The organism is Mesorhizobium shangrilense (genome assembly GCF_028826155.1).
Classification (GTDB): Bacteria; Pseudomonadota; Alphaproteobacteria; order Rhizobiales; family Rhizobiaceae; genus Arvimicrobium; species Arvimicrobium flavum.
Genome location: NZ_JAQGPN010000001.1, coordinates 949,719 through 973,845 on the forward strand (window position 1 = coordinate 949,719; position 24,127 = coordinate 973,845).

The following is a 24,127-nucleotide window of genomic DNA, read 5'->3' on the forward strand; positions in this document are numbered from 1 at the left end:
CTATGCTGCCTTGTTCGGAGTGCCGGCATGCGCCGACTTGGTGCGGGCCTGCAGGTCACGCAGTGTCTTCAGCTCCAGCGCCGTGGGCGCCGGCGTTTCCTCAAGATGGTCGGCGAACTTCACGGTCCAGCCGCACGTCTCCTGCACCTTGTCACGGCTGACGCCCGGATGCAGCGAGACGACGGTGAATTCCCTGGTTACCGGATCGGGCTTCCAGATCGCGAGGTCGGTGATGAGCAGCGTCGGTCCCGCCGTTTCGATCCCCAGTCGCTGGCGATGGTCGCCGCCGTCGCCGTGGCCGAACGAGGTGTAGAAGTCGATCTTGTCGACCATGCCGCGCTTCGACTGCGCCATGGTCACATATATCTGCTGTGCCGAGGTCGCGATCTCGGGTGCGCCGCCGCCGCCGGGAAGGCGGGTCTTTGGATGGGCATAATCGCCGATGACAGTGGTGTTGATATTCCCGAACCTGTCGATCTGCGCCGCCCCCAGGAAACCGATGGTGATGCGCCCGCCCTGCAGCCAGTAGCGGAACATCTCCGGCACCGACACCGTCGTCACCGCGGTCTCGCACAATTCGCCGTCGCCGATCGACAGAGGCAGCACGTCGGGCTTGGTTCCTATGGTTCCGCTTTCATATATCAAGCATATATCAGGTGCATGGGTCAGCCGTGCGACGTTGCAGGCAGCCGAAGGGGCGCCGATGCCGACGAAGCATACATCGTCGCCACGGAGCGCGCGCGAGGCCGCAATCGTCATCATCTCGCTCGGGGTGAAATCGACTGGCTGGCTCATTTGGCGCTCCTCAGATGCGCAACGCGCGCGGCAAAATCGTCGGCGCTCTTCTCCATCACATTGGCCTGCATCCACGCCTGGAAACGGTCGCGGTCCGCCGCGATCTCGTCCCATTCCAGATAGGCGGCGTTGTCGCGCGCATAGTAGCCGTGGGTGTAGGAGGGATGCGAGCCGCCGGGCACCACCGCGATCGCCTTGATCGTCCAGGCAGGCAGGATCGTCAGGTTGGGATGCAGGCCCTCGAAATCGTCGACGACCTCCTCCACCGTCACCACTGCGCGCTTCGCCGCGAGCACGGCCTCCTTCTGGATGCCGATGATGCCCTCGATGAGCACGTTGCCCTTGCGGTCGGCCTTCTGCGCATGGATGAAGGTGACGTCGGGCCGGATCGACGGCACGGCGGCGAGTTTTTCGCCCGTGAACGGGCACTCGACCCATTTGATGTTCGGGTTGACCTCTGCCAGCCCGGCGCCGCGATAGCCGCGAAAGATCGCGCATGGCAGGCCCGCAGCCCCCGCCTCATAGGCGTTCGCCATGCCTGCGTGGCTGTGCTCCTCCACCTCGACCGACCGCGGCCAGCCGTTTTCGATCGAGTCGCGGGCTCGCCTGAGCAATCCGACGCCGGGATTGCCGACGTAGGAAAACACCAGCTTTCGCACCATGCCCATGCCGACCATCTGGTCGTAGACCAAGTCCGGCGTCATGCGGATCAGCGTGAGGTCCTTGAACCCCTGGCGGATCGCCTCATGCGCGGCGGCGGTCGGTATCAGGTGGGTGAAGCCTTCGAAGGCGACCGTGTCGCCGTCGTTCAGGTTTTCGGCGACCGCCTGTTGCAGCGCCATGAACTTCGCCATGTCCGCGCTCCTTCTCAAAAGTTCGTATTGCGAACAGATGTTTTATATGCGATACATGCGTACATGCCTACAGAAATCGAGTCAACTGACAATTCATCGCCGGACCAGGCGCGCGACCTCGTGGGATCGCTCATCAAGGGCCTGTCGGTCATGGAGATCCTGGCCGTACACCCGCAGGGGATGACGCTGACCGAGATGGCCGAGGAGACGGGGCTGACACGCGCCGGCGCGCGCCGCTTCCTGCTCACCCTGACGGCGAGCGGGTATGCGCAGCAGGACGGCCGCCGCTTCACGCTGACGCCGAAGCTGATCTCGGTGGCGCGCAGCTGGCTGGGCCGCGCATCGCTGTGGACCTATGCCGAACCCTTCATGCGGGAGGTGTCGGAAGCGCTGAACGAATCCTGTTCGGCCGCGGTGCTGGCGGGCGAGGACGTCGTCTATGTCGCCCGGGTACCGGGCCGGCACATCGTCAGCATCGCGCTCAGCGTCGGCACGCGCCTGCCGGCCTACTGCACCTCGATGGGCCGCGTCCTGCTGTCGGACCTGGACGATGCCGAACTCGAACGCTTCCTTGCAGCGGCAAAGATCGAGCAGCGCACTGCAAAGACGATCACCAACCGCACCGCATTGGCAGATACGATCCGCCGCGCCGGCACACAGGGCTACGCGATCGTCGACGAGGAGCTGGAACCCGGATTGCGCTCAATCGCCGTGCCGATCCGCAACAGGAAGGGTAGGATAGAGGCGGCGATCAACGTGTCGACGCAGTCGGCTCGCCTGTCAGTCGCCGAAATGCGAACGGAAATCCTGCCGCATTTGCAGACGGCAGCCGTTCGCATCGAGGCATTCTTCGCTGTCGGCTAGGCCGCGAACGCGAAACGAATGTGCCGGAAGATCCGGCGGGCTACGCGTCGCCGCTCAGCCTCTTCAACTGCTCGGCAAGCGATGCGACCTGCTGCTCGAGGGCGGCGACACGCGTCTCGAGATCCTCCGGATAGGCGCTGACGGCCGGCCGGATGGCTGCCGGCTGGCTCGACACCTCCACCGGGCCGGAAAGCAGGTGCGCATAGCGCTCCTCGCGCTGGCCGGGCCCGCGCTCGATCAGCTGCACCAGCGGCGGCCTGCGGCCGATCATCAGGTCGAGATTGCTGCGAACGTCGTCGATCGAGGAGAACCTCGCCATGCGCTCCGCACGGGCGAGCAGTTCGTGCGCCGTCTGAGGGCCGCGCAGGATCATCAGGCCGAGCAGGGCGATCTGCGCCTGCGTCAGCGAGAAGCGCTGCGCGAGCAGATGCTCGTAGCGCTCGACGCGCGAGGCGAAGGCCTGCCGCACCAGTCCCTTCTGCTCCAGCGTCGAAAGCGCGCGCCGCACATCCACCAGTTCCAGCGCCATCACAGGATCGCGCGCCGTCTTCTGATTGGCGGCCGCATGTGCGCCATTGAGCGTCAGCGGATAGACGTCCGGCGTCAGCTCCTTCTTCTCGACGAGACAGCCGAGCACGCGGGCTTCGATGGGGGTGAGGAGGGGGAGGTCAGGCTGATCGGTCATGGTCCGCACGCACTACACGAGAGACACCGGCGCGGGCAAGTCGCGTCAGGCCCGGCGCTGGCGTCGGCCGCCACGCGAAGACTGGACAGCTCGCGAAGATGTGATCTGATGCGGCGTTTCTCTTGCAGGAGGGGTGCAATGTTCTTCGGGGTTTCCACGCTTCAGACATTCCACGTGCTCGTCAGCCTTGTCGGCATCGTCAGCGGACTGGTCGTCCTCTACGGCCTGCTGACGTCACAGAGGATGAGCACGCTCACCGCAATTTTCCTGGCCACGACGCTGGTGACCACGCTCACCGGGTTCCTGTTTCCCATCACAGTCTTCACGCCTGCGCTCGGCGTCGGCGTCATCTCGACGCTGGTGATGATCGTCGCGCTTCTGGCGCGCTATCCGCGCCGGATGCGGGGCCCCTGGCGCGCGATCTATGTCGTGACCGCTGTTCTGTCGCTCTACCTGAACGTCTTCGTCCTGGTGGTACAGCTGTTCCTGAAGGTTCCCGCCCTCAACGCGCTGGCGCCGAACGGATCGGAACCGCCCCTCGCGGTCGCGCAAGGGCTGGTCCTGCTCTTCTTCGTGGTCACCGGCTACCTTGCGGTGCGCCGGTTCCACCCGGTCGGAGCGTTCGGCCGCGCAGCGGCCCAGGGCAATCCCTAGACCCTGCGCTCCACCATCATCTTCTTGATCTCGGCGATCGCCTTGGCGGGGTTGAGGCCCTTGGGGCAGGTCTGCGCGCAGTTCATGATGGTGTGGCAGCGATAGAGGCGGAACGGGTCCTCGAGATTGTCGAGGCGCTCGCCCTTTGCTTCGTCGCGGGAATCGATCAGCCAGCGATAGGCCTGCAGCAGAACGGCGGGGCCGAGGTAGCGGTCGCCGTTCCACCAGTAGCTCGGGCATGACGTCTGGCAGCAGAAGCACAGGATGCACTCGTAGAGGCCATCGAGCTTCTGCCGGTCCTCGTGGCTCTGCAGCCATTCCTTGGCCGGCTCAGGGGAGACGGTCTTGAGGTAGGGATCGATCGAGGTGAGCTGCGCGTAGGGCACGGTGAGGTCGGGCACGAGATCCTTCACCACCGGCATATGCGGCAGCGGGTAGACTTTTACGGCCCCCGAAATGTCGTCCATGCCCTTGGTGCAGGCCAGCGTGTTGGCGCCGTCGATGTTCATGGCGCAGGAGCCGCAGATGCCCTCGCGGCATGAGCGGCGCAGCGTCAGCGTCGGATCGACCTTGTTCTTGATCCAGAGCAGCGCGTCGAGAACCATCGGCCCGCAATCGTCGAGATCGACGAAGTAGGTGTCGATGCGGGGGTTCTCGTCGTCGTCCGGCGACCAGCGGTAAATCCGGTACTCGCGCAGGTTCTTCGCGCCTTCCGGCTTCGGCCAGGTCTTGCCGGGGCGGATCTGCGAGTTCTTGGGAAGGGTGAGTTCGACCATGGTTCCGTCCCTGCCTCAGTAAACCCGCGCCTTGGGCGCGATTTTCTTGGGGTCGATACCGCCCTGTTCCACCGGCAGCATGGTTTCCGTCTTCACCGGCCTGTAGTCGAGCTTGACCTTGCCGTTGGCATCCACCCAGGAGAGCGTGTGCTTGCGCCAGTTGGCGTCGTCGCGGGAGGAGAAATCCTCGCGGGCGTGCGCGCCGCGGCTCTCCTTGCGCGCCTCCGCGCCGTAGACCGTGGTGATGGCGTTGGCCATCAGGTTTTCCAGTTCCAGCGTCTCGACGAGGTCTGAGTTCCAGATCATCGAGCGGTCGAACACCTTGATGTCCTTCAGCTCGCCCCAGATTTCCGAAATGCGCTTGCAGCCGTTCTCCAGCGATTCCTGCGTGCGGAAGACGGCGGCGTCGTCCTGCATGGCGCGCTGCATCTTCTCGCGAAGATGGGCCGTCGGCGTCTTGCCGTCGGCATGGCGCAGCCGGTCGAAGCGATCCATGATCTTGTCGACCGCGGCCGTGTTGAGATCGGGGACCTTGCTCTCGCGGTCCACCACCTCGCCCGCCTTGATGGCTGCGGCGCGGCCGAAGACGACCAGATCGATCAGCGAGTTGGAGCCGAGGCGGTTGGCGCCGTGCACCGATGCGCAGCCGGCCTCGCCGACGGCCATCAGGCCGAGGATCACGCGGTCCGGATCGAGCGGGGTGGGGTTCAGCACCTCGCCCCAGTAGTTCGTCGGGATGCCGCCCATGTTGTAGTGGACGGTCGGCAGCACCGGGATAGGCTCACGCGTCACGTCGACGCCGGCGAAAATCTTCGCGCTCTCGGAGATGCCGGGCAGCCGCTCGTGCAGCACCGCCGGATCGAGATGGTCGAGGTGCAGGAAGATGTGGTCCTTGTTCTTGCCGACGCCGCGCCCGTCGCGGATCTCAAGCGTCATGCAACGCGAAACGACGTCGCGCGAGGCGAGGTCCTTCGCCGACGGCGCATAGCGCTCCATGAAGCGCTCGCCTTCGGAGTTGACGAGGTAGCCGCCTTCGCCTCGCGCGCCCTCGGTGATCAGGCAGCCCGCGCCGTAGATGCCGGTCGGGTGGAACTGGACGAACTCCATGTCCTGCAGCGGCAGGCCGGCGCGCGCCACCATCCCGCCGCCGTCGCCGGTGCAGGTGTGGGCGCTAGTCGCCGAGAAATAGGCGCGGCCGTAGCCGCCGGTCGCCAGCACGACCATCTTGGCCGAGAAGCGGTGAATGGTGCCGTCGTCGAGGTTCCAGGCGACAACGCCGGTGCAGGCGCCGTCTTCCATGATCAGGTCGAGCGCGAAATACTCGACGAAGAACTGCGCGCTGTGGCGCAGCGACTGGCCGTAGAGCGTGTGCAGGATGGCGTGGCCGGTGCGGTCGGCGGCAGCACAGGTGCGCTGCACGGGCGGGCCGTCGCCGAAGTTCATCATGTGGCCGCCGAACGGCCGCTGGTAGATCTTGCCTTCCTCGGTGCGGGAGAAGGGCACGCCGTAGTGCTCGAGCTCGTAGACGGCGGCCGGCGCCTCGCGCGCCAGGTACTCCATGGCGTCGGTGTCGCCCAGCCAGTCCGACCCCTTGACGGTGTCGTACATGTGCCACTGCCAGCTATCCGGGCCCATGTTCTGCAGGGAGGCGGCGATGCCGCCCTGTGCCGCGACGGTGTGGGAGCGCGTCGGGAAGACCTTGGTGATACAGGCCGTCTTCAGACCCTGCTCGGCCATGCCGAGGGTCGCGCGAAGTCCGGCCCCGCCGGCGCCGACCACCACCACGTCGAACTTGTGGTCGACATAGTTGTAGGCCGCTCCGGCCTTCTTTTGTGCGTCAGCCACGCCTCAGCCTCCGAATGCGATCTTGAGCAGCGCGAACACGCAGGCCGCCGCGACAACGGCGGTGAAGAAGGTGTTCAGCACGATCAGCGCGAGCTTGTTGCCCTCGCTGTGAACGTAATCCTCGATGACGATCTGCATGCCGAGGCGCATGTGGTAGAGCACCGAGAGCACGACCAGGATCATGACGAGCGCAACGAATGGCTGGCCGAGCGCGGCGCGCACCTCGGCATAGCTCGCCCCGTTCAGGGAAATCAGGAACCCCACGAAAAACAGCATCAGCGGGATGTTGGCGATGGCCGTGACCCGCTGCCGCCAGAAATGGCCGGTGCCCTCGCGAGCGGAACCCAGTCCGCGGACCTTGCCGAGCGGAGTGCGCATGTCGCTCATGATCAGAAACCCCTCGCGGCGTAGCCGGCGATCCAAACCAGCACGGTGAGTACGATCGAGCAGACCAGGGTCGCCCAGGCGATCTTCGACGCCGTCTCCTTCTCGAGTCCGGCTCCGGTGTCCCAGATGAGATGACGGATGCCGCCCATCATGTGATGGAAGAGCGTCCAGGTGTAGCCGAACAGGATGATGCGACCGAACCAGCTGCCGAAGACCGCGTTGGCGATCTCGAATTGGCGCTCGGAGCTGGCGGCGGCGATGAGCCACCACGCGACGAGCAAGGTGCCGAAGTAGAGCGCGCCGCCGGTGATGCGATGCACGATCGACATCGTCATCGTGATCGTCGGACGATAGATCGAAAGGTGCGGCGATAGCGGTCGCTGGCGGGTGGCTGTGGATCTGCTCATGGCTCCCCCGGGATTGATGTCACGAGTATCCGCAGGACGGCATGGATGTTCCGTCTCGCAACCCAGGACGATGGCGTTCTAATGCGGTTTTTGCAGTGCGTCAAAGCCGAAAAATCATTCAACTATAGTGATTTACTCTGCACGCGGCGGTGCGGCGCACTTCAATCGATTTGACGTCGTCGCCCCTTGCGGGCGTCGGCCGCCACCGCCGCCCGTTAATCACAAATCGGCACCGTTGCCAACAAATGCTGCCAGCCCCTTAACAAACGTTAACAAAAGGTTAATTTGTGCGGGGAGGCCGCGGCTTCTGATTTGGGAGATCGCTGATGGGTTCGTTGAAGGTTGCGCGTAGTTTCAAGGCTGGCTTGCTGTTCGCCTGTGTGGCCGGCTTTGCCGGTCTTGGGACGCCCGCTCTGGCGGGCGAACGTCTGCGAGATCACGTCTACTCCGATTCGTACGGCAACCTCGTCGTCTACAGCAGCGCCGGCTACAAGCGCATCGTGGTTGGCCAGGGGCACTTGGCAAAGAAGCTGGCGGCCGAGACCGGCGCAGCCCTCGGCGAGCCCAAGGTGGTCTATCTCGACGAGAACGACGCATACTATGTGGCCGACTGCTACCGGCCACCGGTGTTCGTGAAAGGCCGCAGCTACATGTACGGGCTGGCCGATGGCGAAATGCCGGTCTTGTCCGGGTGCGCGCGCCGGTAGCGGCTAGTCCATGACCAATCGCGGCGGACTCGCCGTGACCGTCCGCTCCGACACTCTTACACAATCCCTGCCGCTGCGCTTGGCGGCATAGAGCGCCGCGTCAGCGCGGCGCATCATGTCGTCGGCCCGTTCTCCCGGCGCGAGTTCCGCCACGCCGAAACTTGCCGTGAACCGACGGTCCTCCGGCAGGCCGTCGATCTGCATGGCGCTGAAGGCCGTGCGCGCGCCCTCGGCAAAGAGGCGGGCCGCCACCAGGTTCGTCCCCGGCAGCATGATGGCGAATTCCTCGCCGCCGATGCGCCCCGCGATCTGCGCATGGGTGGCCGCTTGCTGCAGGAAGCGCGCGAAGGCGACCAGCACCTGGTCGCCCGCCGCGTGACCGTAGCTGTCGTTGATCGACTTGAAGTGATCGAGATCCGTGATGACCAGCGAAACCGGCATGCCCTGCCGCAGCGCGCGTTCGACGGCAAGAGACGCCCGGCGTTCGAAACCGCGCCGGTTGTGCAGGCCCGACAGCGTATCGAGCTCCGACTTTTCCGTTGCTTCCTGCAGGATGTCGCGGACGAGCACGACCATCGCCGACAATGCGATCGCGATGGCGAAGACGGTTCCGAGCGCCTGCGACACCATCGCGTAGTTGCTATCGAGGTAGGCGCTCGGGTTCTCGCCCCAGCCGCCGACCGCATGCGCGATGAAGGGCTTTGCCATGAAGTGCAACGCACTGAAACCGAGCAACGCCGCCATTGCATAGTCCATCTTGCGCTTTCGAGCCGAAACCAGCACGACGGCCACGGCAATCGCCTGCATCGCAAAGTATGGCGTCTGGTAGGCGATCATGCGCGTCAGCGAGTGGCGGGGCAGGCCGTCGACGAGTACAGTCGCCAGAGTGCCGAGCAGGACGATCGCAAGCGACGCCACGAACGGCTGGCGAACCTGATAGCGGCAGGCAAGGCCGATGTTGAACGCGCCCATGCCGAGCAGCAGCGCGGCGGCCCCAGCCGCGACGACCGGCGGAGAGCCATTGATCCAGCGCACGCTGAACTCGATCAACGAGTAGGTAATGCCGAACAGGTAGGCCGCCGCAAGCCACCGACCCGGCTCGCGGGTCCTGTCATAGGACGCGATCGCCAGGAAAGCCGCAGCCATCACTCCGGCAACAGCCAGATTGATCGCCAATATGAAAATCGCTCCGCCCATTCCATCCGACCGATTTTGGGAGGTAAAAATCACATCCACGCGAAAAAGCCGTTAACGCGAGACGTTGAAGAGCCAGCGGAGCGACACAAGGCGCAACTATTCGGAGCGGACTGCCAGGGCAAGACGGCCGGGGAGAGCAGCGTCCCCGTCGTGCGTGGAGAGTTTGACCCTGTCGCGTCCGTTCCGCTTCGCCTGATAGAGCGCCTCGTCGGCGCGGCTTACCATGGAGGACAGTGTCTCCTCGCCGTCCTGGACGGCGACGCCGAAGCTGGCAGTAAGCCGGGCACGGTCAGGAAGCCCTTCGATCGTGGAACCGCCGAAGGACGCCCGTACGCCTTCGGCGAAGAGACGGGCTGCTGTCATTCCGGCTGCGGGCAGGAGGATTGCGAATTCCTCGCCGCCGATTCGGCCCAGCACGCATCCGGAACCGGCCATCTGACGCAAGTGATCGGCGAAAGACATGATCGCCCGGTCTCCGGCTGCGTGCCCATAGGTGTCGTTGACCACCTTGAAGTGGTCCAGATCGCACAACACCAGCGACATCGGCACGCCGCGATGCCGATTGGCCGTGAGCGCCTTCGCGGCACGGGCTTCGAAGCCCCGCCTGTTCAACAGGTCGGAAAGCGGATCGGTGTGGGATTCGGCCTGCAATTCCTCGACGAGGGAAAGCGCCTTGGAAACGATCAGGCTGACCGCGATAAGGACGGACAGGACCGCGTGCGACAGCATCACCGTCGTCCAGTAGGCGGATTGATGGAAACCGACGTCGCTGCGATAGGGGCCGTCGAGGCTGATCACAATCAGCGTGCGCACGAGGAAGTTGAACGCGGCGAGGATGGCGACGCCGTACAGCACCTTGTCGATGAAGCCCTTCTTCGCAACGGCGCGGAGCTCGAAGGCGGCGACAAGAGCGATCCCGCCCAGCGCAAAATTGATCGTCAGTATGCGCCAGGTCAGGTCTGGCATGACGAAGGTGAACCACAAAACCGCGGCGAACCCGCCTCCGGTCAGGACCGTCAGGGCAGCGACGGGAACCCGGCGACCATATCGCGCAATGATAGCCCCCGCTAGGCATGACACCGCCACGAGGAACAGCGCATTGGATAGAAGCCTCGTCGGCAGGAGACCTGCCGGCAAGGTGAAATACTGCAGGAGGAAGGCGACGGCTGCCGCCGCGTAGCCGGCCGCTACGACCGCCACGTGGCGATGCTCGCGCTGGTTCAGCCATAGCACGAAGAATGCCGCCCCGAGAACGAACGCAATCGACGGGTTCAGCAGCGCGATATAAAGTCCGTTCTCCAAAACCCTCCGCCCCGTCAGCTTACCTTGCGGCACAACTTAGGGGCGAGACGGAAACAAGCGGTTAAGCCCGTCGGAAAATGCCCGGGTTGGGCGGCCGACACTGGGGCCGCCCGGAAGCGTCACTTCCAGTCGCGGATGTCGACAAAGCGACCGGTGATCGCGGCAGCCGCCGCCATCGCGGGCGACACCAGATGGGTGCGGCCCTTGAAACCCTGGCGGCCTTCGAAATTGCGGTTCGAGGTCGAAGCGCAACGCTCGTAGGGCGCCAGTCGATCGTCATTCATGGCAAGGCACATGGAGCACCCGGGCTCGCGCCAGTCAAAGCCGGCTGCGATGAAGATCTTGTCGAGGCCCTCGGCTTCCGCCTGCTCCTTCACCAGGCCGGAGCCCGGAACGATCATGGCGTTGACCGTCGGAGCGACCTTCTTGCCGTCCACCACCTTGGCGACGGCGCGCAGGTCCTCGATGCGGCCATTGGTGCAGGAGCCGATGAAGACGCGGTCCAGCGTGATGTCGGTCATCTTCGTGCCGGCCGTGAGACCCATGTACTCCAGGGCGCGCTTCTTCGAGTTGCGCTTGTTCTCGTCGGCGATCTCGTCCGGGTTCGGAACCACGCCGAGCACCGAGACAACGTCCTCGGGCGAAGAGCCCCAGGTGACGATCGGCGGCAGCTTGGCGGCGTCGAGCACGACGACCTTGTCGAAATGCGCGCCTTCGTCGGACTTCAGCGTCTTCCAGTATTCGAGCGCCATGTCCCACGCCTTGCCCTTCGGGGCCCGCGGCTTGTCCTTGACGTAGGCGAACGTCGTCTCGTCGGGGGCGATCAGGCCGGCGCGGGCGCCGCCCTCGATCGACATGTTGCAGATCGTCATGCGGCCTTCCATCGACAGCGCGCGGATCGCCTCGCCGGCATATTCGATGACGTAGCCAGTGCCGCCGGCCGTGCCGATCTCGCCGATGATGGCGAGAACGATGTCCTTGGCGGTCACGCCGAGCGGCAGCTGGCCGTCCACACGCACCAGCATGTTCTTGGCCTTCTTCTGGATCAGCGTCTGGGTGGCGAGCACATGCTCCACCTCCGAGGTGCCGATGCCATGCGCCAGCGCGCCGAAGGCGCCGTGGGTCGAGGTATGGCTGTCGCCGCACACGATGGTCATGCCCGGCAGCGTGAAACCCTGCTCGGGACCGACGATGTGGACGATGCCCTGGCGGATGTCGTTCTCGGAATAGTACTCGACGCCGAAGTCGGCGGCGTTCTTGGCGAGAGCCTCGACCTGGACGCGGCTTTCCTCGTTCTTGATGCCGTGCTTGCGGTCGGGCGAGGTCGGCACGTTGTGATCGACCACGGCCAGCGTCTTCTCAGGCTGGCGAACCTTGCGCCCGGACATGCGCAGGCCCTCGAATGCCTGCGGGCTCGTCACCTCATGCACGAGGTGACGGTCGATGTAGAGCAGGCAGGTGCCGTCGTCCTGACGATCGACAACGTGATCGTCGAAAATCTTGTCGTAGAGGGTGCGCGGTGCGCTCATTTGCGTAAATCCGTCGATATGGAGAGCAGGAAAGGCAGTGCGGCATGGCCGCGGGGCGGCGATCAGCTAAGTCGGCTGGTCAGCGCGCCGGAAATCCGCGCAAAGAAACGTGCCGGCAGGCGCTTCTTGTCCTGCAGCACGAAGCCCTTGTAGGCGGGATCTCCGAAGAGTTCTTCCATGGCTGGGTCCATACCAGCCTTTTGCGCGCTCGGCAATTGAGAGCGGTGCGCCGAGGGCCCCTCCGCTCACGCGCCCTTGCTTGGCTTCATATGGGACGGATCGTCTGCGTCCGGAGCGACACGCTGCTCGGAAGCGGCGCCCTTCTCGCCTGGAGCGCCCTCGTGGCGCTTGTCGTCGCTGATGTCGAGCTTGACCTCCAGGACGTGCAGCAGCCCCAGCACGATCAGGACCAGCAGGGTCCCGAGCGCCGCGATCTGCCAGTAGCCGAATCCCGCAGCCAGGCCGATCGCGCCCGCGAGCCACATTCCGGCGCCCGTGGTGAGCCCCTGCACCTCGCCCTTCGAGAACATGATGGTGCCAGCGGCGAGAAATGCGATGCCGGCAGTGATGGCCTCCACGGCCCTGATTGGGTCAAACCTGACAGCGCTTTTCACGTCTTCCAGCTGGAACATCGGCGCATGGGAGATCTCGATGGTGAGTATGCCGAACGTAGCGGCTGCAACGCAGACCAGTATGTGCGTGCGCAAACCCGCGGGGCGGCTGCGCCATTCACGCTCCAGGCCAATCAGCCCGCCGAATAGCGCGGCGAGCAAAAGCCGCGCCACGATGACGGGAAACGAGGTGAAGGTCGGATGACCGAATTCCTCGACGATGGATTCCATGAAGCGCCCTCGACTGCCTGCCGTAACGCCGGCGTCCATCCGAGGTTCCACGGCGGGCGCAGCGACGACACTGATTCCGATGGCCGGCCTGCAGGCAGGCCGGCCTATTGTCCCAGCTGCGTCCCGGACGCGGGCCAACGGCTTGACAGGCGGCTTTTGAAGCGGCGTCCTTGCCCACGATTCGACCGAGATCGCGCGCACAGGGAGAGACCTCATGAGCGAAGTGACAGTCCGCCCCCTGGAGCAGGAGGATCATGCCGCATGGCGCGAGCTGTGGACGGCTTACCTTACCTTCTACGAGGCAACCGCCCCCGAAGAGGTCTACAGGTCGACGTGGGAGCGGCTGTTCGCGGCAGGAGAATTCGAGCCGAAGGGCTTCATCGCGCTGCTGGACGGGAAGCCGGCGGGGCTCGTCCACTACCTCTTCCATCGGTCCTGCTGGTCGATCGAGGGCAACTGCTACCTGCAGGACCTCTTCGCCACCCCCGCAACGCGCGGCAAGGGCGTCGGCGCGCAGCTCATCGACGCCGTGAAGGCGGCCGCCGCCGAGCGCGGCGTCAGCAACGTCTACTGGATGACGCACGAAACCAACGCGACTGCACGAAAGCTCTACGACCGGGTCGCCCGCCGTACGGGCTTCATCGAGTACGATCTGCTCTAGCGGGGTCGGGCGTCGGCCATCTGGCCGTGCCCGCATGAACGACGCCCGGCGAAGTTCGCCTTCAGCCGTTCGCCGAGAGCCATTTCCGCCACGTCTCCTCGCTGCCGTGGAAGACATTGAGATCGATCTTGCCCGTCACGCCGTGCGAAAGCCCGGAGCCGGAATACTGCCAGAACACCCACTTGCGGTTCGGATAGACCTTGGACGGGTGGGCCGCCACCGAACGCAGCCAGAATGGATGGTTCGGGAATTCGCCCTCGAGGTTGTCGCGGTAGAAGTCGGGCGCCGTGTAGATGATCGGACGCTGGCCGTAATGGGCTTCCAGCTTGTCCATGAAGACCTGCATCTTCTCCAGGACCACCGCGCGCGACAGGCGCCGCTTGCACTTGGATTCACCGTTGTATTCGACGTCGATGACAGGCGGCAGCGCGCCTTCCACCTTGGGCACGTTGCGGATGAACCAGTCGGCCTGCTCGCCGGCCGTGCGGCACCAGTAGAAGAAATGGTAGGCTCCGCGCTTCAGTCCGGCCTCGGCGGCTCCCCGCCAGTTCTTCCTGAACATCGGATCGAGGTGGTCGCCGCCGTCGGTCGCCTTGATGTAGGCGAAATTCGCCCCTTGCGTGCGCAGCTTCGCCCAGTCGATCTCGCCCTGCCAGCGTGAAACGTCGACGCCGTGAACCGCCAGCTTCTTGGGCGACTTCGGCCCGAAGTTGATGGGCTTGGCGTCGCGGAACTGGCGGCTGTAGATTTTTCCGGAGGCGAACGGCGATGCCTTCGGTCTATCCGGCGCCATCAGCGCCAAGGGCCTGGCCGAGGGCACGGCCACTGCCTCCGACGGAAGCACCCGTGCCACGGCGAGTTCCGGAGCCGGGGCTGCGGCGACGGATACCGCCGGTTGCGGCTCCTCGCGGCTGGCAACGCCGACGTCCACAGCCGGAACCGGGCCGCTCGGCCTGATGATGGAGCTCGTCGTCTCCAGCGATGGCGTCTGCGGCAGAAGGTCGCTGAGGCCGACGCTTGAGGAGCAGCCGGACAGAGCCAGGCAGACGAACAGGATGGAAGGCAGGCCTGAGAAACGCATGGAGCCCCGTACGCATGAACAAGACGGACTGGCCCTAGAATCCAACCCCCCCAGGCGCCACCGGGGAATTGCTAACAGGAGATTACCAATAAAGACTGAATCCGATCTTTACCTTGATGTGTGGCCGGGGCGCACCGTCGCGACGGCCTTGCCATGACACGCCGGCGCGGCGCAAAGTGCCAGGCATGTTCATCCCGTTCTTCCTCGAGCTGAAAGCTGCGCGCGTTCCGGTTTCGCTGCGCGAATATCTGACCCTGCTGGAGGGACTGGAGGCCGATCTGGTCACCTATGACGTCGAAGGCTTCTACTACCTTGCCCGCTCGGCGCTGGTGAAGGACGAGCGCCACATCGACCGGTTCGACCAGGTGTTTTCCCACGTCTTCAAGGGCGTCGAGGCGCTGTCCGGCGAAGCCGCGATCGACGTTGCGGCGCTTCCGGAAGAGTGGCTGCGGCGGCTCGCCGAAAAGCACCTGACGGAGGAGGAGAAGAAGCTTGTCGAGGCGCTGGGCGGTTTCGAGAAGCTGATGGAGACGCTGCGCCAGCGCCTGGAGGAGCAGAAGGGCCGCCATCAGGGCGGATCGAAGTGGATCGGCACGGCTGGAACCTCGCCTTTCGGCGCCTATGGCTACAATCCGGAGGGCGTGCGCATCGGCCAGCACGAAAGCCGCCACCGGCGGGCCGTAAAGGTGTGGGACAAGCGCGAGTTCAGGAACTTCGACGACGCCGTCGAGATCGGCACGCGCAACATCAAGGTTGCGCTGAAGAGGCTGCGGCGCTGGGTGCGCGAGGGTGCGGACGAGGAACTCGACCTTCCGGGCACCATCCACGCCACCGCCGAACATGGCTATCTCGACGTCCAGACCCGCCCCGAGCGACGCAACGCCGTCAAGCTGCTGATGTTCTTCGACGTGGGCGGCTCAATGGACGACCATATCCACACCGTCGAGGAACTGTTCTCGGCGGCGCGGGCGGAGTTCCGGCAGCTCGAGTATTTCTACTTCCACAATTGCCTCTACGAGGGGGTGTGGAAGGACAATCGCCGCCGCCATTCCGAAGTCATTCCGACCTTCGACGTGCTGCGCAAATACGGCCACGACTACAAGGTCATCTTCGTGGGCGATGCGGCGATGAGCCCTTACGAAATCATCTCGCCCGGCGGCTCCGTGGAGCACTGGAACCAAGAGGCGGGCAGCGTGTGGCTGTCACGGGTGCTCCAGCAATGGCCGCATGCGGTCTGGCTCAACCCCACCGCGGCCAAGCACTGGAGCTACACGCACTCCACAGGGCTGATCCGGGAGATCTTCGGCGATCGCATGTATCCGCTGACGCTCGCCGGACTGGAGGCCGCCACGCGGGAATTGTCGCGGCGGCACTGACGCTCAGATCAGCGTGGCGACGACCAGCCAGGCCGCCGCACCCAAGGGCGCAAGCTGGGCGACCCAGCCGCCGGCGCGATCAGAGGTCCGCCAGACGGCAAGGAACAGGAAAAAATTGTAGGGCAGCGGCGCGAGGTGCGCAGCCAGGCTCACTGCGAGCGAGAAGCCAAGGCCGAGCAGGGCAAGCGCCAGGAGCGTCGTGGCCAGGTTGATAGCGGTTCCGACCACCGCCATGTCGCGCCAGAACAGCGTCCCCAGGGCGACCTCGCCGCGCCAGCGCGAGCGGAAGAAGCCGACCGGGGCTCTTCCGTCTTCATTCGGCGATGGAGCGGCGGACAGATGGTCCATGTCGCCTCAAACGGGCCTGCGCGCGCAGGCGTCACTTGCAGTTATGTCACGTCAAGCGCGGCCTGTGAAAGCGACAGCAGGAACATCAGGCTCTACGGAACCCTGTCGAACGCGGTGATGCCGCCCTCTGCCTCCAGGCGGGCGATCCGCTTTGCCTCCGAATCGGTGAACTTGAGCCGGACGCCGATGCCGCCGCCATTCTCCTCGAGGAATACGGCGCCGAATTCTTCCAGCGCTCCCTTGAGCGCGGCGACGATGGGCGGCTCCGGCTCGTCGATCTTGCGCTCGAAGTTCTCGATGACCGCTTCATCCACTCCGGAACGGCTGGCGAGCTTGCCACGGGTAACTTCGACGAGCGCGCGACCTGCGCGGCATTGGGAGCCGGTGATCATGACAGGCCTCCTGTTTGCGGAGCCAAGGAGCGAAACCGATTCAAGCGATATGCTTGCTCAAGATAGATAACCGGGTTCGCGGCAGCGGCAAACGAAAATCGAAGTCGCGGGACGGGCCGCCTGGCGACGGCGCGTTCCGCATGCGACCCGGAGATGATCAGACCATTCCGAGCGCGGCCTTGTAGAGGTCGAGAATCGACTCTTCCTCTTCGCGCTCGGCCTGATCCTTCTTGCGCAGCCTGACGATGGTGCGGATCGCCTTGGTGTCGAAGCCGTTGCCCTTGGCTTCGGCATAGATGTCCTTGATGTCGTCGCCGATCGTCTTCTTTTCTTCCTCCAGCCGCTCGATGCGCTCGATCAGCGCGCGCAACTGGCCAGCTGCAACGGTCTGGCTGGTTTCGGTGATTTCATCCGCCATCAGGATCTCCGGAATGTGTTTGGATGGGGCGACTCGGGGGACGCCAATTCGGCCGGTTCGATGCCCGATGGCGGCCGGACGGTCAAGCGTTTCGGCAATCGGCTTTCAATCGAGCTGCCAAATCCGGACGGCCGGGCCACAATCCCGCCTCATTTTGAAAAGCGCCCCTTTCCAACGGGAATGCAGGAGCGCTAAGGTCCCCGCCGCATCTCATACAGCCGGCTCGCTCGCTTCAAGGAGTTTCAAAGTGGTACTTCGCGCTCTTTCGATCGCCCTCACGGCGCTCTTCGCCACCACGCTCGGCGCGGCCGCGCAGACGCTGCCGGACCTCGGCGGCAAGACGGTCGTCGTGGTCACCGAAAACGCCTACTTCCCGCTGCAGTTCGTCGAACCCGCAACCGGCAAGCCGGCCGGCTGGGAGTACGACGCGATGGACGAGCTGTCCAAGAAGCTGAACTTCAAGGTCGAGTACCAGAACACGTCGTGGGATGCGATGATCCAGGCGGTCTCCGACAAGCAGTTCGACTTGGGCATGACCGGCATCACCATCAAGGACGACCGCAAGGAGAAAGTCGACTTCTCCGACCCCTACATGCGCTCGGAGATCTTCATGCTGGTGCGGGGCGATGAAACGCGCTTCACCGACGGCAAGTCCTTCGCCGCCGACGAAAAGCTGCTGGTCGGCGCCCAGGCCGGCACCTCGCCCTTCTACGTAGCCGTCTACAACGTGCTCGACGGCAACGAGCAGAACCCGCGCATCAAGCTGATGGAGACCTTTGCGGCGACCGTCGCGGCGCTGCAGGCCGGCGACGTCGATCTGGTGCTGACCGACAGCGCGGCCGGCAAGTCCATCTCCGAGAACTCCGGCGGCAAGCTGAAGATGATCGGCGAGCCGCTGCAGGCGGAGGAATTCGGCTTCATCTTCCCGAAGGGTTCGGACCTCGTCGCGCCGATCAACGCCGGAATCGCCGCGCTCAAGGCCGACGGCACCTTCGACAAGCTCACGCAAAAGTGGTTCGTCGACTACAAGCCGGCCAACTGAACGGCCAGGACCCTGCCGAGACTGTGTTGCGCTTGACCAGCTTGCGGCGCCGGGCCGCCTGACCCATGGCCGCCTCGAACCGCTCCGAGCGCTCGTTCCCATACTGGCTTGCGGCCGCGATCTCCATCGCGGTCGTCGCCGGCGTGCTGGTCGCGGCGAGCGACCTCTACACGCAGGTCTTCACGACCGTCGCCAAGGGCATCGGCATCACCATCTTCGTGACCGTGGTGGGCTTTGCGCTCGCCTCGGCGCTCGGCCTCGCCGTTGCGCTGATGAGCCTCTCGGGCGCGACCTGGCTCAACCAGACGGCGCGCTTCTACGTGGAGATCATCCGCGGCGTGCCGATCATCGTGCTGCTGTTCTGGATCGCGTTTGCCGGCGTGCCGGCCTTTGTCGCCGCCTGGAACTGGCTGGCCACCCCGCTGCGTGATGCGGGCTACGCGGGAGAACTCCTCGTCCGCGACGTCTCTCTGCTGTGGCGCGCCATCATTGCGCTCACCATCGGCTACTCGGCCTTCATCGCCGAGGTGTTCCGCGCCGGTATCCAGTCGGTCGAGAAGGGCCAGGTCGAGGCAGCCAAGGCGCTCGGGCTGTCGCGATTCCAGCGTTTCCGTCTGATTGTCTTTCCGCAGGCCATTCGCACCATATTGCCGCCACTCGGCAACGATTTCGTGGCGATGGTGAAGGACTCCTCGCTGGTCTCGGTCCTCGGGGTCGCCGACATCACCCAGATGGGCAAGGTCTATGCGGCGGGATCCTTTCGCTTCTTCGAGACCTATTCGATCGTCGCCTATATCTACCTGATCCTGACGGTCGGTCTCTCGCTGGCGCTTCGCGCGCTCGAACGCAGGCTGCGCCGGCAGAACGGCGCCTAGGACCCGAGCCCGGGGCGCTGCTCGCTTGCAACTCCCGTCGAACTTGTGATGATGTCGCCGAGTTCCGTTGGGTGAAGCGGGTGCGCGGCACTCGCCTGCCTGCAATCGATTTCGTTCGGGAGGGAAGATGACGACGTCATACTACGAGGTGCTGGACCCGCGTTTCGCGCGGCTTTTCAATGGCACAGCGCATGTCGACAAGCTGTACACCGGCTGCCGCTGGGCCGAAGGCCCCGCCTACTTCGCGGCCGGCCGCTACGTGGTGTGGTCGGACATCCCGAACGACCGCATGCTGCGCTACGACGAAACCGATGGCTCGGTCAGCGTCTTCCGCCAGCCGGCCGGCAACACCAACGGCAACACCACCGATCGCCAGGGCAGGCTGGTCAGCTGCGAACACGGCGGCCGTCGCGTCAGCCGCACCGAGCATGACGGCACCGTCATCACCATCGCCGACAAGTGGAAGGGCAAGCGCCTCAACTCGCCCAACGACGTCGTCGTGAAGTCGGACGGCTCGATCTGGTTCACCGATCCCGCCTACGGCATCGACAGCGACTACGAGGGCAACAAGTCGGAGAGCGAGATCGGCGCGTGCCACGTCTACCGCGTCGATCCCTCGAGCGGCGAGGTGGAGGCGGTGATCACCGACATGGTGCGGCCGAACGGCCTCGCCTTCTCGCTCGACGAGAGCCTGCTCTACGTGGTCGATACCGGCCGCACGCACGGACCGCAGAACCCCGCGCACATGCGGGTCTTCAAGGTCGGCAACAAGGGAAAACTGTCCGGCGGCGAGGTATTCGCCGATTCCACGGTCGGTTTCTTCGACGGCTTCCGTCTGGACACCGACGGCCGGATCTGGACCAGCGCGGGCGACGGGATCCATTGCTACGACCCCGACGGTACGCTGATCGGAAAGGTTCGCGTGCCGGAAGTCGTAGCAAATTGCGTCTTCGGCGGACCGAAGCGCAACATCCTCTACATCTGTGGCACCACCTCGCTCTATGCGGTGCGGCTGATGGTGAATGGGGCCAAGCTCTACTGAGCGGGGCTCCCGACCGGCAAACTCGCGACGCGGCCCCGGCGGCTACATCTGGTCGTTGTAGGGCCTTTTCGCGAGGCCGACGCCGCGTGTCAGCTGGGCGAACGACTGAACCTGATCCTGCGGCTGCCGGAGGTTGGCGAGCTGCAGGAAACGGATCGGAAAACATACTGCGTCGCGGTTGGACGGCGACATGTCCGCGTTCAGCCGCTCGTCGCCGGTCATGGAGGCTTCCGCCTTGCGCAACGCCTCGTCGATCTCGTCGACGGTGAGAACGCCTTTCTGGACGAGGACCTTGTTGACCGAGGCAACGGCCATGAGCAGTCCTTCGAGCTGCAGATTTGCCACGTCCATGATGATCCTCTCCTATGGTTCTGCGGACCTTGCCGTCGGGCGCGGTCGATCAGCCTTCGGCCTTGAAATTCCTGGCGGCTTCCATCAACTTCTCGCGATCATGACCGTATTTGCGGATCAACTCGCGTGCCTGCCTGGGCGACAGGTCCGTGGTTTCTGCGAGATGCAAGGCGAATTCCTCCTCACTGTCGTCGCGATTTTCGATCTCCTTCATAGCACGTCTCCGGCAAACATCATCGTAAACGGTGGAACGTGCGCGGCGTTCCGCGGTCGCGCGCAGAGCCGGCGCATCGGTCTTGCCCATGCGCCCCCACGGGTCCATTGTAGGACATGCGGGCGTCTTCGACCTCGCCGCGCCGTTGACCGGAGTTGCCTCTGCCATGGAGTGCACAGGTTGTGGCTTCGACCTCCAGGAGGGCTTCGCCTTCTGCCCGCAGTGCGGCGCCCGGCAGCCCAAGGCGTGCCACAAGTGCGGGTACCTGTGTTCTTGTGAATTCGCCTTCTGCCCGCAATGCGGCACACAGCTCGACGCGGCGAAAGCCGCCCACAAGCTTGTAGCCATCCGGGCCAGCGAGAGTGTCCCCCTGGGTCGGCGCCCGGGTCTGGGCGGATCGCCTGGGGATGACCTGACCACTCGACCTTCCGCGCAACAATCACCTGCGGAAGCCGACCGCCGCACCGTCACCGTCCTGTTCGCCGACCTGACCGGCTTCACGGCGCTGAGCGAGTCGCTCGATCCGGAAGTCATGCAGACGCTCCAGAACGAAGTCTTCGAGGAACTGACGGCAGCTGTGCAGAATTTCGGCGGCTTCGTCGACAAGTTCATCGGCGACGCGCTTCTGGCGCTTTTCGGCGCGCCGGCCGTCCATGAGGACGATCCGGAACGCGCGCTGCGAGCCGCGCTCGACATGATCGACCGCATGGCCCGCATGAGCGCGCGTTCGGGCCTGAGCGCCGGAGCGCCGCTGGCGCTCCACATAGGCATCAACACGGGACCGGTCGTCACCGGCGGCCTGGGTGTGGGAGCGGCCAAGTCCTACTCCGTGACCGGCGATACGGTGAACGTCGCCCAGCGCCTGCAGGGCATGGCCGCGCCCGGCGCCATCCTCGTCGGGCCGCTGACGCAGCGGCTCACCCGGCACGCCTTTCGCTTTGAGTCGCTCGGCGACGTCACGCTGCGCGGCAAGAGCGGCAGCGTGCTGGCGCACCGGCTGGTCGAACCGCTGGCCTCGCCCCGCACCGCGCGCGGACTGGAGACGCAGGGCCTGAAGGCCCCGCTGATCGGTCGGGATGCGGAGCTGGCGCGTCTTCTCGGCTGCCTCGACCTGACCTGCGCCGGTGAAGCCCAGCTCGTCCGCATCTTCGGTGAGGCGGGAATCGGGAAGTCCCGCCTGGTGCGGGAGTTCGTCGCCCGTGTCGCCGGCCAGCCGCGGTTCCGCAATGTCGCCATCCGGCGCAACGCCTGCTCGCCGCTCGGCGAACAGCCTTACGGCGCCATCGGCGCAGTCGTGCGAAGCGCTGCCGGAATGATGCCCAACGAGACGGCCGCCGACATGCGGGCGAAGCTCGGGACGTTGCTTTCCGAACTGGGCCTGGGCCCGGAGGATGCGCGGAGCCTGATGCCGCTGCTCTACCACGTGCTGGGGATCGAGGATCCGGACGATGCGCTACGCCATGTCGAGCCCGAGCGACTGCGGCGGCAGATCCTCTATGCGGTCCGCACGATCGTCGAGCGGCGGCTCGAACTGTCGCCGCTTCTGATCATCATCGAAGACCTGCACTGGGCCGACAAGGTATCGCTTGAGGCCCTGCGCTTCGTCATGGATCGGCTGGAGCGCGCCAGCCTCATGCTGCTGGTGACGCAGCGGCCGGGACAAAGCCCGGACCTGCCGGCTTCCAGCCGTGTCAGCCAGACGACGTTGCGCCTGACGCCGCTGAGCGCGGACAACGGGCGACAGCTGCTGGAAGCCCTGTTTGGCGACGCCTGGACGGAAGCGTCGGCGCGCACGCTCCGCGACCAGATCCTCGATCGGGCCGACGGGAACCCGCTGTTCATCGAGGAGATCCTGCGCGGCTTCATCGATACCGGCGTGCTGAAGCCCGACGGCGGTCGATGGCGGGTTGCGGGCGAAGCCGCCGCCGACATTCCTGCGACGATCGAGGCGATGCTGCTGTCCCGCTTCGAACGGCTGCCGCAGAACGTACGCAGGCTCGCGCAGGAGGCGGCGGCGATCGGTCCTCGGTTCGAGGCCGGATTGCTCGGCGCCGTCGCCGTCGACCCGACCGGGCTGGAGGCGGGGCTGGAGACGCTGTGCGAGGCGGAGATCGTTGAGGAGGTCGCGGATGGCGCATCCTCCTCGTCCTCCTATCGCTTCAAGCAGACGCTTCTCCAGCATGTGATCTACCAGAACCTGCTGATGCAGAGGCGGGTCGAGATGCACGAACGCATCGGTGCGGCGCTCGAACGGCTATGCGGTGCGAATCCGGAGCGTCTCGAGGATCTCAGGATGCTGGGCCATCATTTTTGCCGCTGCGCCATGCCGGCCAAGGCGGCCCGCTATCTTACCACCGCCGCCGACCGGGCGCGCGCGGTCTATGCGAATGACGACGCGTGCCGCCTCTATGAGCAGGCGGTCGCGGCGCTTGCGGCAGGGGGAGACGCCGGCCATTCGCAGCAGGGCCTGGAGTTGCGCGAACAGATCGCCGATCTTGGCGCGACGGCCGGCCGGCGCGACGTGGCACGGGAGCAGTACATCGCCATCCTGGAAGCGCACAGGGAGCGTGGGGACAGCGTCGCGGTCGCGCGGATACTGCGCAAGCTGGGCGGCCTGCTGTGGCACGCCGGCAAGCGACAGAAGGCCGAAGGCTATTATGCAGAGGCCGCGATCGCCCTCGATGGACGCAATGCGCCTGTGGAACGGGCCCTGCTCCTGCAGGAGCGCGGCCGCCTGGCGTTCCGTGCCGGCGACTTCGCGGTCGCCGCGGAACGGGCGGAGGAGGCGCTTCGCAGCATAGAGGTCGTCGCCGAGGGCGCGGACGCGGTGCCGGAAGGCGCGCGCGCCACCGCCGAAGCGCTGAACACCAAGGGTGTCGCCCTGGCGCGGCTGGGGCGCAACATGGAGGCCATCGCCGAAGTTGAGCGCAGCGTCGCCACCGCCGAGGCGGCGGGGCTGCTCGGCGCGGCGTGTCGGGGCTATACAAATCTTGCCGTCCTCTACACGCTTGTCGATCCGGCGCGGGCGATCGACGTGTGCCGGCGCGGCCTGGAGGTGGCGGCCCGCATAGGGGACCTCGGCTTCCAGGCGCGCCTGTTCGCAAACCTCGCCGTCGCCTCGTGCACCTTCACCGACCGTTGCGCCGACGAAGGCGTGCCGGCGGCCGAAAAGGCGATCGAGATCGACCGCGCGCTGGATCAGCGCGAGCACCTTGCCGTGCCGTTGATCGTTCTCGGCCAGATCCACCAATGCAAGCTGGAGCCGGGCCTGGCGGAACGCTGCTACAGGGAAGCGCTGGCCGTCGCCGAGGAGACCGGCGATCCGCAGCAGCTGTTCCCTTGCTATGACGGGCTGGCGACGCTGGGCCTCGACCGCGACGACTATGCGGAGGCCGAGCGGTATTTCTCGAAGGCTCAGGAGCTGTGCAGCAAGCATGGCCTCGATACCAGCACGCTCGTCGTGCTGCCGTTTCTCGATTGACC

Annotated in this window: 26 protein-coding genes; 9 read left to right on the plus strand and 17 right to left on the minus strand. The window is 65.2% G+C overall.

Annotated features, from left to right (window positions below; genetic code table 11):
• Both PD284_RS04685 and PD284_RS04690 read right to left on the minus strand, forming a co-directional pair.
• Positions 1–795, minus strand: a complete 795-nt coding sequence (locus PD284_RS04685) for a CoA-transferase subunit beta (protein ID WP_274627063.1) — start codon at positions 793–795, stop codon at positions 1–3.
• Positions 792–1,649, minus strand: coding sequence for a CoA transferase subunit A (locus PD284_RS04690; RefSeq protein WP_274627064.1), 858 nt, complete (start codon positions 1,647–1,649; stop codon positions 792–794). Before PD284_RS04690 ends, PD284_RS04685 begins: the two co-directional genes overlap by 4 nt.
• A 63-nt stretch (positions 1,650–1,712) precedes the next feature.
• Between PD284_RS04690 and PD284_RS04695 the strand changes: the two genes are divergently transcribed.
• Complete coding sequence (locus PD284_RS04695; RefSeq protein WP_274627065.1) at positions 1,713–2,513, plus strand: IclR family transcriptional regulator domain-containing protein; 801 nt, start codon at positions 1,713–1,715, stop codon at positions 2,511–2,513.
• A 40-nt stretch (positions 2,514–2,553) separates the two neighbouring features.
• Here the strand turns inward: PD284_RS04695 and PD284_RS04700 are convergent, their stop codons facing one another.
• Entirely contained in the window at positions 2,554–3,198 is a 645-nt protein-coding gene (locus tag PD284_RS04700) for a YceH family protein (protein ID WP_274627066.1), read from the minus strand.
• A gap of 138 nt (positions 3,199–3,336) precedes the next feature.
• Here PD284_RS04700 and PD284_RS04705 point away from each other — a divergent pair, with 138 nt between their 5' ends.
• Positions 3,337–3,852, plus strand: coding sequence for a hypothetical protein (locus PD284_RS04705; protein ID WP_274627067.1), 516 nt, complete (start codon positions 3,337–3,339; stop codon positions 3,850–3,852).
• Here the strand turns inward: PD284_RS04705 and PD284_RS04710 are convergent.
• The 4 genes from PD284_RS04710 to sdhC are packed head-to-tail and all read right to left on the minus strand — an operon-like array spanning position 3,849 to position 7,267.
• Positions 3,849–4,628, minus strand: a complete 780-nt coding sequence (locus PD284_RS04710) for a succinate dehydrogenase iron-sulfur subunit (protein WP_274627068.1) — start codon at positions 4,626–4,628, stop codon at positions 3,849–3,851. The two genes, PD284_RS04705 and PD284_RS04710, sit on opposite strands and share 4 nt — an antisense overlap.
• A gap of 15 nt (positions 4,629–4,643) precedes the next feature.
• Complete coding sequence (gene sdhA / locus PD284_RS04715; protein WP_274627069.1) at positions 4,644–6,473, minus strand: succinate dehydrogenase flavoprotein subunit; 1,830 nt, start codon at positions 6,471–6,473, stop codon at positions 4,644–4,646.
• Positions 6,474–6,476: 3 nt separating this feature from the next.
• Positions 6,477–6,860: a succinate dehydrogenase, hydrophobic membrane anchor protein gene (gene sdhD / locus PD284_RS04720; RefSeq protein ID WP_274627070.1), complete on the minus strand. Its 384-nt coding sequence runs from the start codon at positions 6,858–6,860 to the stop codon at positions 6,477–6,479.
• Between the two features lie 2 nt (positions 6,861–6,862).
• Positions 6,863–7,267, minus strand: coding sequence for a succinate dehydrogenase, cytochrome b556 subunit (sdhC, locus tag PD284_RS04725; protein WP_274627071.1), 405 nt, complete (start codon positions 7,265–7,267; stop codon positions 6,863–6,865).
• A gap of 326 nt (positions 7,268–7,593) precedes the next feature.
• Here sdhC and PD284_RS04730 point away from each other — a divergent pair, with 326 nt between their 5' ends.
• Positions 7,594–7,974, plus strand: a complete 381-nt coding sequence (locus PD284_RS04730; RefSeq protein ID WP_274627072.1) for a hypothetical protein — start codon at positions 7,594–7,596, stop codon at positions 7,972–7,974.
• 3 nt (positions 7,975–7,977) lie between these two features.
• On the opposite strand, the gene PD284_RS04735 is transcribed toward PD284_RS04730, so the two are convergent.
• The 4 genes from PD284_RS04735 to PD284_RS04750 all read right to left on the minus strand — a co-directional run bounded on the left by PD284_RS04735 (position 7,978) and on the right by PD284_RS04750 (position 12,844).
• Positions 7,978–9,150, minus strand: coding sequence for a GGDEF domain-containing protein (locus tag PD284_RS04735; protein ID WP_338036633.1), 1,173 nt, complete (start codon positions 9,148–9,150; stop codon positions 7,978–7,980).
• Between the two features lie 117 nt (positions 9,151–9,267).
• Positions 9,268–10,473, minus strand: coding sequence for a GGDEF domain-containing protein (locus PD284_RS04740; RefSeq protein WP_274627074.1), 1,206 nt, complete (start codon positions 10,471–10,473; stop codon positions 9,268–9,270).
• Between the two features lie 119 nt (positions 10,474–10,592).
• Positions 10,593–12,002, minus strand: a complete 1,410-nt coding sequence (gene leuC, locus PD284_RS04745) for a 3-isopropylmalate dehydratase large subunit (RefSeq protein WP_274627075.1) — start codon at positions 12,000–12,002, stop codon at positions 10,593–10,595.
• Between the two features lie 245 nt (positions 12,003–12,247).
• Complete coding sequence (locus PD284_RS04750; RefSeq protein WP_274627076.1) at positions 12,248–12,844, minus strand: MgtC/SapB family protein; 597 nt, start codon at positions 12,842–12,844, stop codon at positions 12,248–12,250.
• A gap of 214 nt (positions 12,845–13,058) precedes the next feature.
• On the opposite strand from PD284_RS04750, the gene PD284_RS04755 reads away from it, so the two are divergent.
• Positions 13,059–13,505 carry a GNAT family N-acetyltransferase gene (locus PD284_RS04755; protein WP_274627077.1) on the plus strand — a complete coding sequence of 149 codons (447 nt, stop codon included), beginning with the start codon at positions 13,059–13,061 and terminating at the stop codon, positions 13,503–13,505.
• A 61-nt stretch (positions 13,506–13,566) separates the two neighbouring features.
• On the opposite strand, the gene PD284_RS04760 is transcribed toward PD284_RS04755, so the two are convergent.
• On the minus strand, positions 13,567–14,586 hold the full coding sequence (locus tag PD284_RS04760) for a glycoside hydrolase family 25 protein (RefSeq protein WP_274627078.1): 1,020 nt from the start codon (positions 14,584–14,586) through the stop codon (positions 13,567–13,569).
• 185 nt (positions 14,587–14,771) lie between these two features.
• Here PD284_RS04760 and PD284_RS04765 point away from each other — a divergent pair, with 185 nt between their 5' ends.
• Positions 14,772–15,962 (plus strand): vWA domain-containing protein, encoded by a 1,191-nt coding sequence (locus PD284_RS04765; RefSeq protein ID WP_274627079.1) that lies wholly within the window; start codon positions 14,772–14,774, stop codon positions 15,960–15,962.
• Between the two features lie 3 nt (positions 15,963–15,965).
• Here the strand turns inward: PD284_RS04765 and PD284_RS04770 are convergent, their stop codons facing one another.
• From PD284_RS04770 to PD284_RS04780, 3 genes are all read right to left on the minus strand, one after another.
• Positions 15,966–16,310: a hypothetical protein gene (locus PD284_RS04770; RefSeq protein ID WP_274627080.1), complete on the minus strand. Its 345-nt coding sequence runs from the start codon at positions 16,308–16,310 to the stop codon at positions 15,966–15,968.
• A 92-nt stretch (positions 16,311–16,402) separates the two neighbouring features.
• Positions 16,403–16,702, minus strand: coding sequence for an XRE family transcriptional regulator (locus PD284_RS04775; RefSeq protein WP_274627081.1), 300 nt, complete (start codon positions 16,700–16,702; stop codon positions 16,403–16,405).
• A 157-nt stretch (positions 16,703–16,859) separates the two neighbouring features.
• Entirely contained in the window at positions 16,860–17,120 is a 261-nt protein-coding gene (locus PD284_RS04780) for a DUF2312 domain-containing protein (protein ID WP_274627082.1), read from the minus strand.
• Positions 17,121–17,367: 247 nt separating this feature from the next.
• Here PD284_RS04780 and PD284_RS04785 point away from each other — a divergent pair, with 247 nt between their 5' ends.
• The 3 genes from PD284_RS04785 (at position 17,368) to PD284_RS04795 (ending at position 20,079) form a co-directional block, all read left to right on the plus strand.
• Positions 17,368–18,162, plus strand: coding sequence for a transporter substrate-binding domain-containing protein (locus PD284_RS04785; RefSeq protein ID WP_274627083.1), 795 nt, complete (start codon positions 17,368–17,370; stop codon positions 18,160–18,162).
• 65 nt (positions 18,163–18,227) lie between these two features.
• Complete coding sequence (locus PD284_RS04790) at positions 18,228–19,037, plus strand: amino acid ABC transporter permease (protein ID WP_274627084.1); 810 nt, start codon at positions 18,228–18,230, stop codon at positions 19,035–19,037.
• 127 nt (positions 19,038–19,164) lie between these two features.
• Positions 19,165–20,079, plus strand: coding sequence for an SMP-30/gluconolactonase/LRE family protein (locus PD284_RS04795; protein ID WP_274627085.1), 915 nt, complete (start codon positions 19,165–19,167; stop codon positions 20,077–20,079).
• A gap of 42 nt (positions 20,080–20,121) precedes the next feature.
• Here the strand turns inward: PD284_RS04795 and PD284_RS04800 are convergent, their stop codons facing one another.
• A complete protein-coding gene (locus PD284_RS04800; RefSeq protein ID WP_274627086.1) occupies positions 20,122–20,430 on the minus strand; it encodes a hypothetical protein in 309 nt (102 codons plus the stop codon).
• A gap of 49 nt (positions 20,431–20,479) precedes the next feature.
• Complete coding sequence (locus PD284_RS04805) at positions 20,480–20,644, minus strand: hypothetical protein (protein WP_274627087.1); 165 nt, start codon at positions 20,642–20,644, stop codon at positions 20,480–20,482.
• A 166-nt stretch (positions 20,645–20,810) separates the two neighbouring features.
• Here PD284_RS04805 and PD284_RS04810 point away from each other — a divergent pair, with 166 nt between their 5' ends.
• Positions 20,811–24,125, plus strand: coding sequence for an adenylate/guanylate cyclase domain-containing protein (locus tag PD284_RS04810; RefSeq protein ID WP_274627088.1), 3,315 nt, complete (start codon positions 20,811–20,813; stop codon positions 24,123–24,125).
• Positions 24,126–24,127 lie beyond the last annotated feature (2 nt).

Coding starts and splice junctions, on each gene's coding strand:
- PD284_RS04685 (WP_274627063.1), bottom strand. CDS start 795: ATGAGCCAGCCAGTCGATTTCACCCCGAGCGAGATGATGACGATTGCG.
- PD284_RS04690 (WP_274627064.1), bottom strand. CDS start 1,649: ATGGCGAAGTTCATGGCGCTGCAACAGGCGGTCGCCGAAAACCTGAAC.
- PD284_RS04695 (WP_274627065.1), top strand. CDS start 1,713: ATGCCTACAGAAATCGAGTCAACTGACAATTCATCGCCGGACCAGGCG.
- PD284_RS04700 (WP_274627066.1), bottom strand. CDS start 3,198: ATGACCGATCAGCCTGACCTCCCCCTCCTCACCCCCATCGAAGCCCGC.
- PD284_RS04705 (WP_274627067.1), top strand. CDS start 3,337: ATGTTCTTCGGGGTTTCCACGCTTCAGACATTCCACGTGCTCGTCAGC.
- PD284_RS04710 (WP_274627068.1), bottom strand. CDS start 4,628: ATGGTCGAACTCACCCTTCCCAAGAACTCGCAGATCCGCCCCGGCAAG.
- sdhD (WP_274627070.1), bottom strand. CDS start 6,860: ATGAGCGACATGCGCACTCCGCTCGGCAAGGTCCGCGGACTGGGTTCC.
- sdhC (WP_274627071.1), bottom strand. CDS start 7,267: ATGAGCAGATCCACAGCCACCCGCCAGCGACCGCTATCGCCGCACCTT.
- PD284_RS04730 (WP_274627072.1), top strand. CDS start 7,594: ATGGGTTCGTTGAAGGTTGCGCGTAGTTTCAAGGCTGGCTTGCTGTTC.
- leuC (WP_274627075.1), bottom strand. CDS start 12,002: ATGAGCGCACCGCGCACCCTCTACGACAAGATTTTCGACGATCACGTT.
- PD284_RS04750 (WP_274627076.1), bottom strand. CDS start 12,844: ATGGAATCCATCGTCGAGGAATTCGGTCATCCGACCTTCACCTCGTTT.
- PD284_RS04755 (WP_274627077.1), top strand. CDS start 13,059: ATGAGCGAAGTGACAGTCCGCCCCCTGGAGCAGGAGGATCATGCCGCA.
- PD284_RS04760 (WP_274627078.1), bottom strand. CDS start 14,586: ATGCGTTTCTCAGGCCTGCCTTCCATCCTGTTCGTCTGCCTGGCTCTG.
- PD284_RS04765 (WP_274627079.1), top strand. CDS start 14,772: ATGTTCATCCCGTTCTTCCTCGAGCTGAAAGCTGCGCGCGTTCCGGTT.
- PD284_RS04770 (WP_274627080.1), bottom strand. CDS start 16,310: ATGGACCATCTGTCCGCCGCTCCATCGCCGAATGAAGACGGAAGAGCC.
- PD284_RS04775 (WP_274627081.1), bottom strand. CDS start 16,702: ATGATCACCGGCTCCCAATGCCGCGCAGGTCGCGCGCTCGTCGAAGTT.
- PD284_RS04780 (WP_274627082.1), bottom strand. CDS start 17,120: ATGGCGGATGAAATCACCGAAACCAGCCAGACCGTTGCAGCTGGCCAG.
- PD284_RS04790 (WP_274627084.1), top strand. CDS start 18,228: ATGGCCGCCTCGAACCGCTCCGAGCGCTCGTTCCCATACTGGCTTGCG.
- PD284_RS04795 (WP_274627085.1), top strand. CDS start 19,165: ATGACGACGTCATACTACGAGGTGCTGGACCCGCGTTTCGCGCGGCTT.
- PD284_RS04800 (WP_274627086.1), bottom strand. CDS start 20,430: ATGGACGTGGCAAATCTGCAGCTCGAAGGACTGCTCATGGCCGTTGCC.
- PD284_RS04805 (WP_274627087.1), bottom strand. CDS start 20,644: ATGAAGGAGATCGAAAATCGCGACGACAGTGAGGAGGAATTCGCCTTG.
- PD284_RS04810 (WP_274627088.1), top strand. CDS start 20,811: ATGGAGTGCACAGGTTGTGGCTTCGACCTCCAGGAGGGCTTCGCCTTC.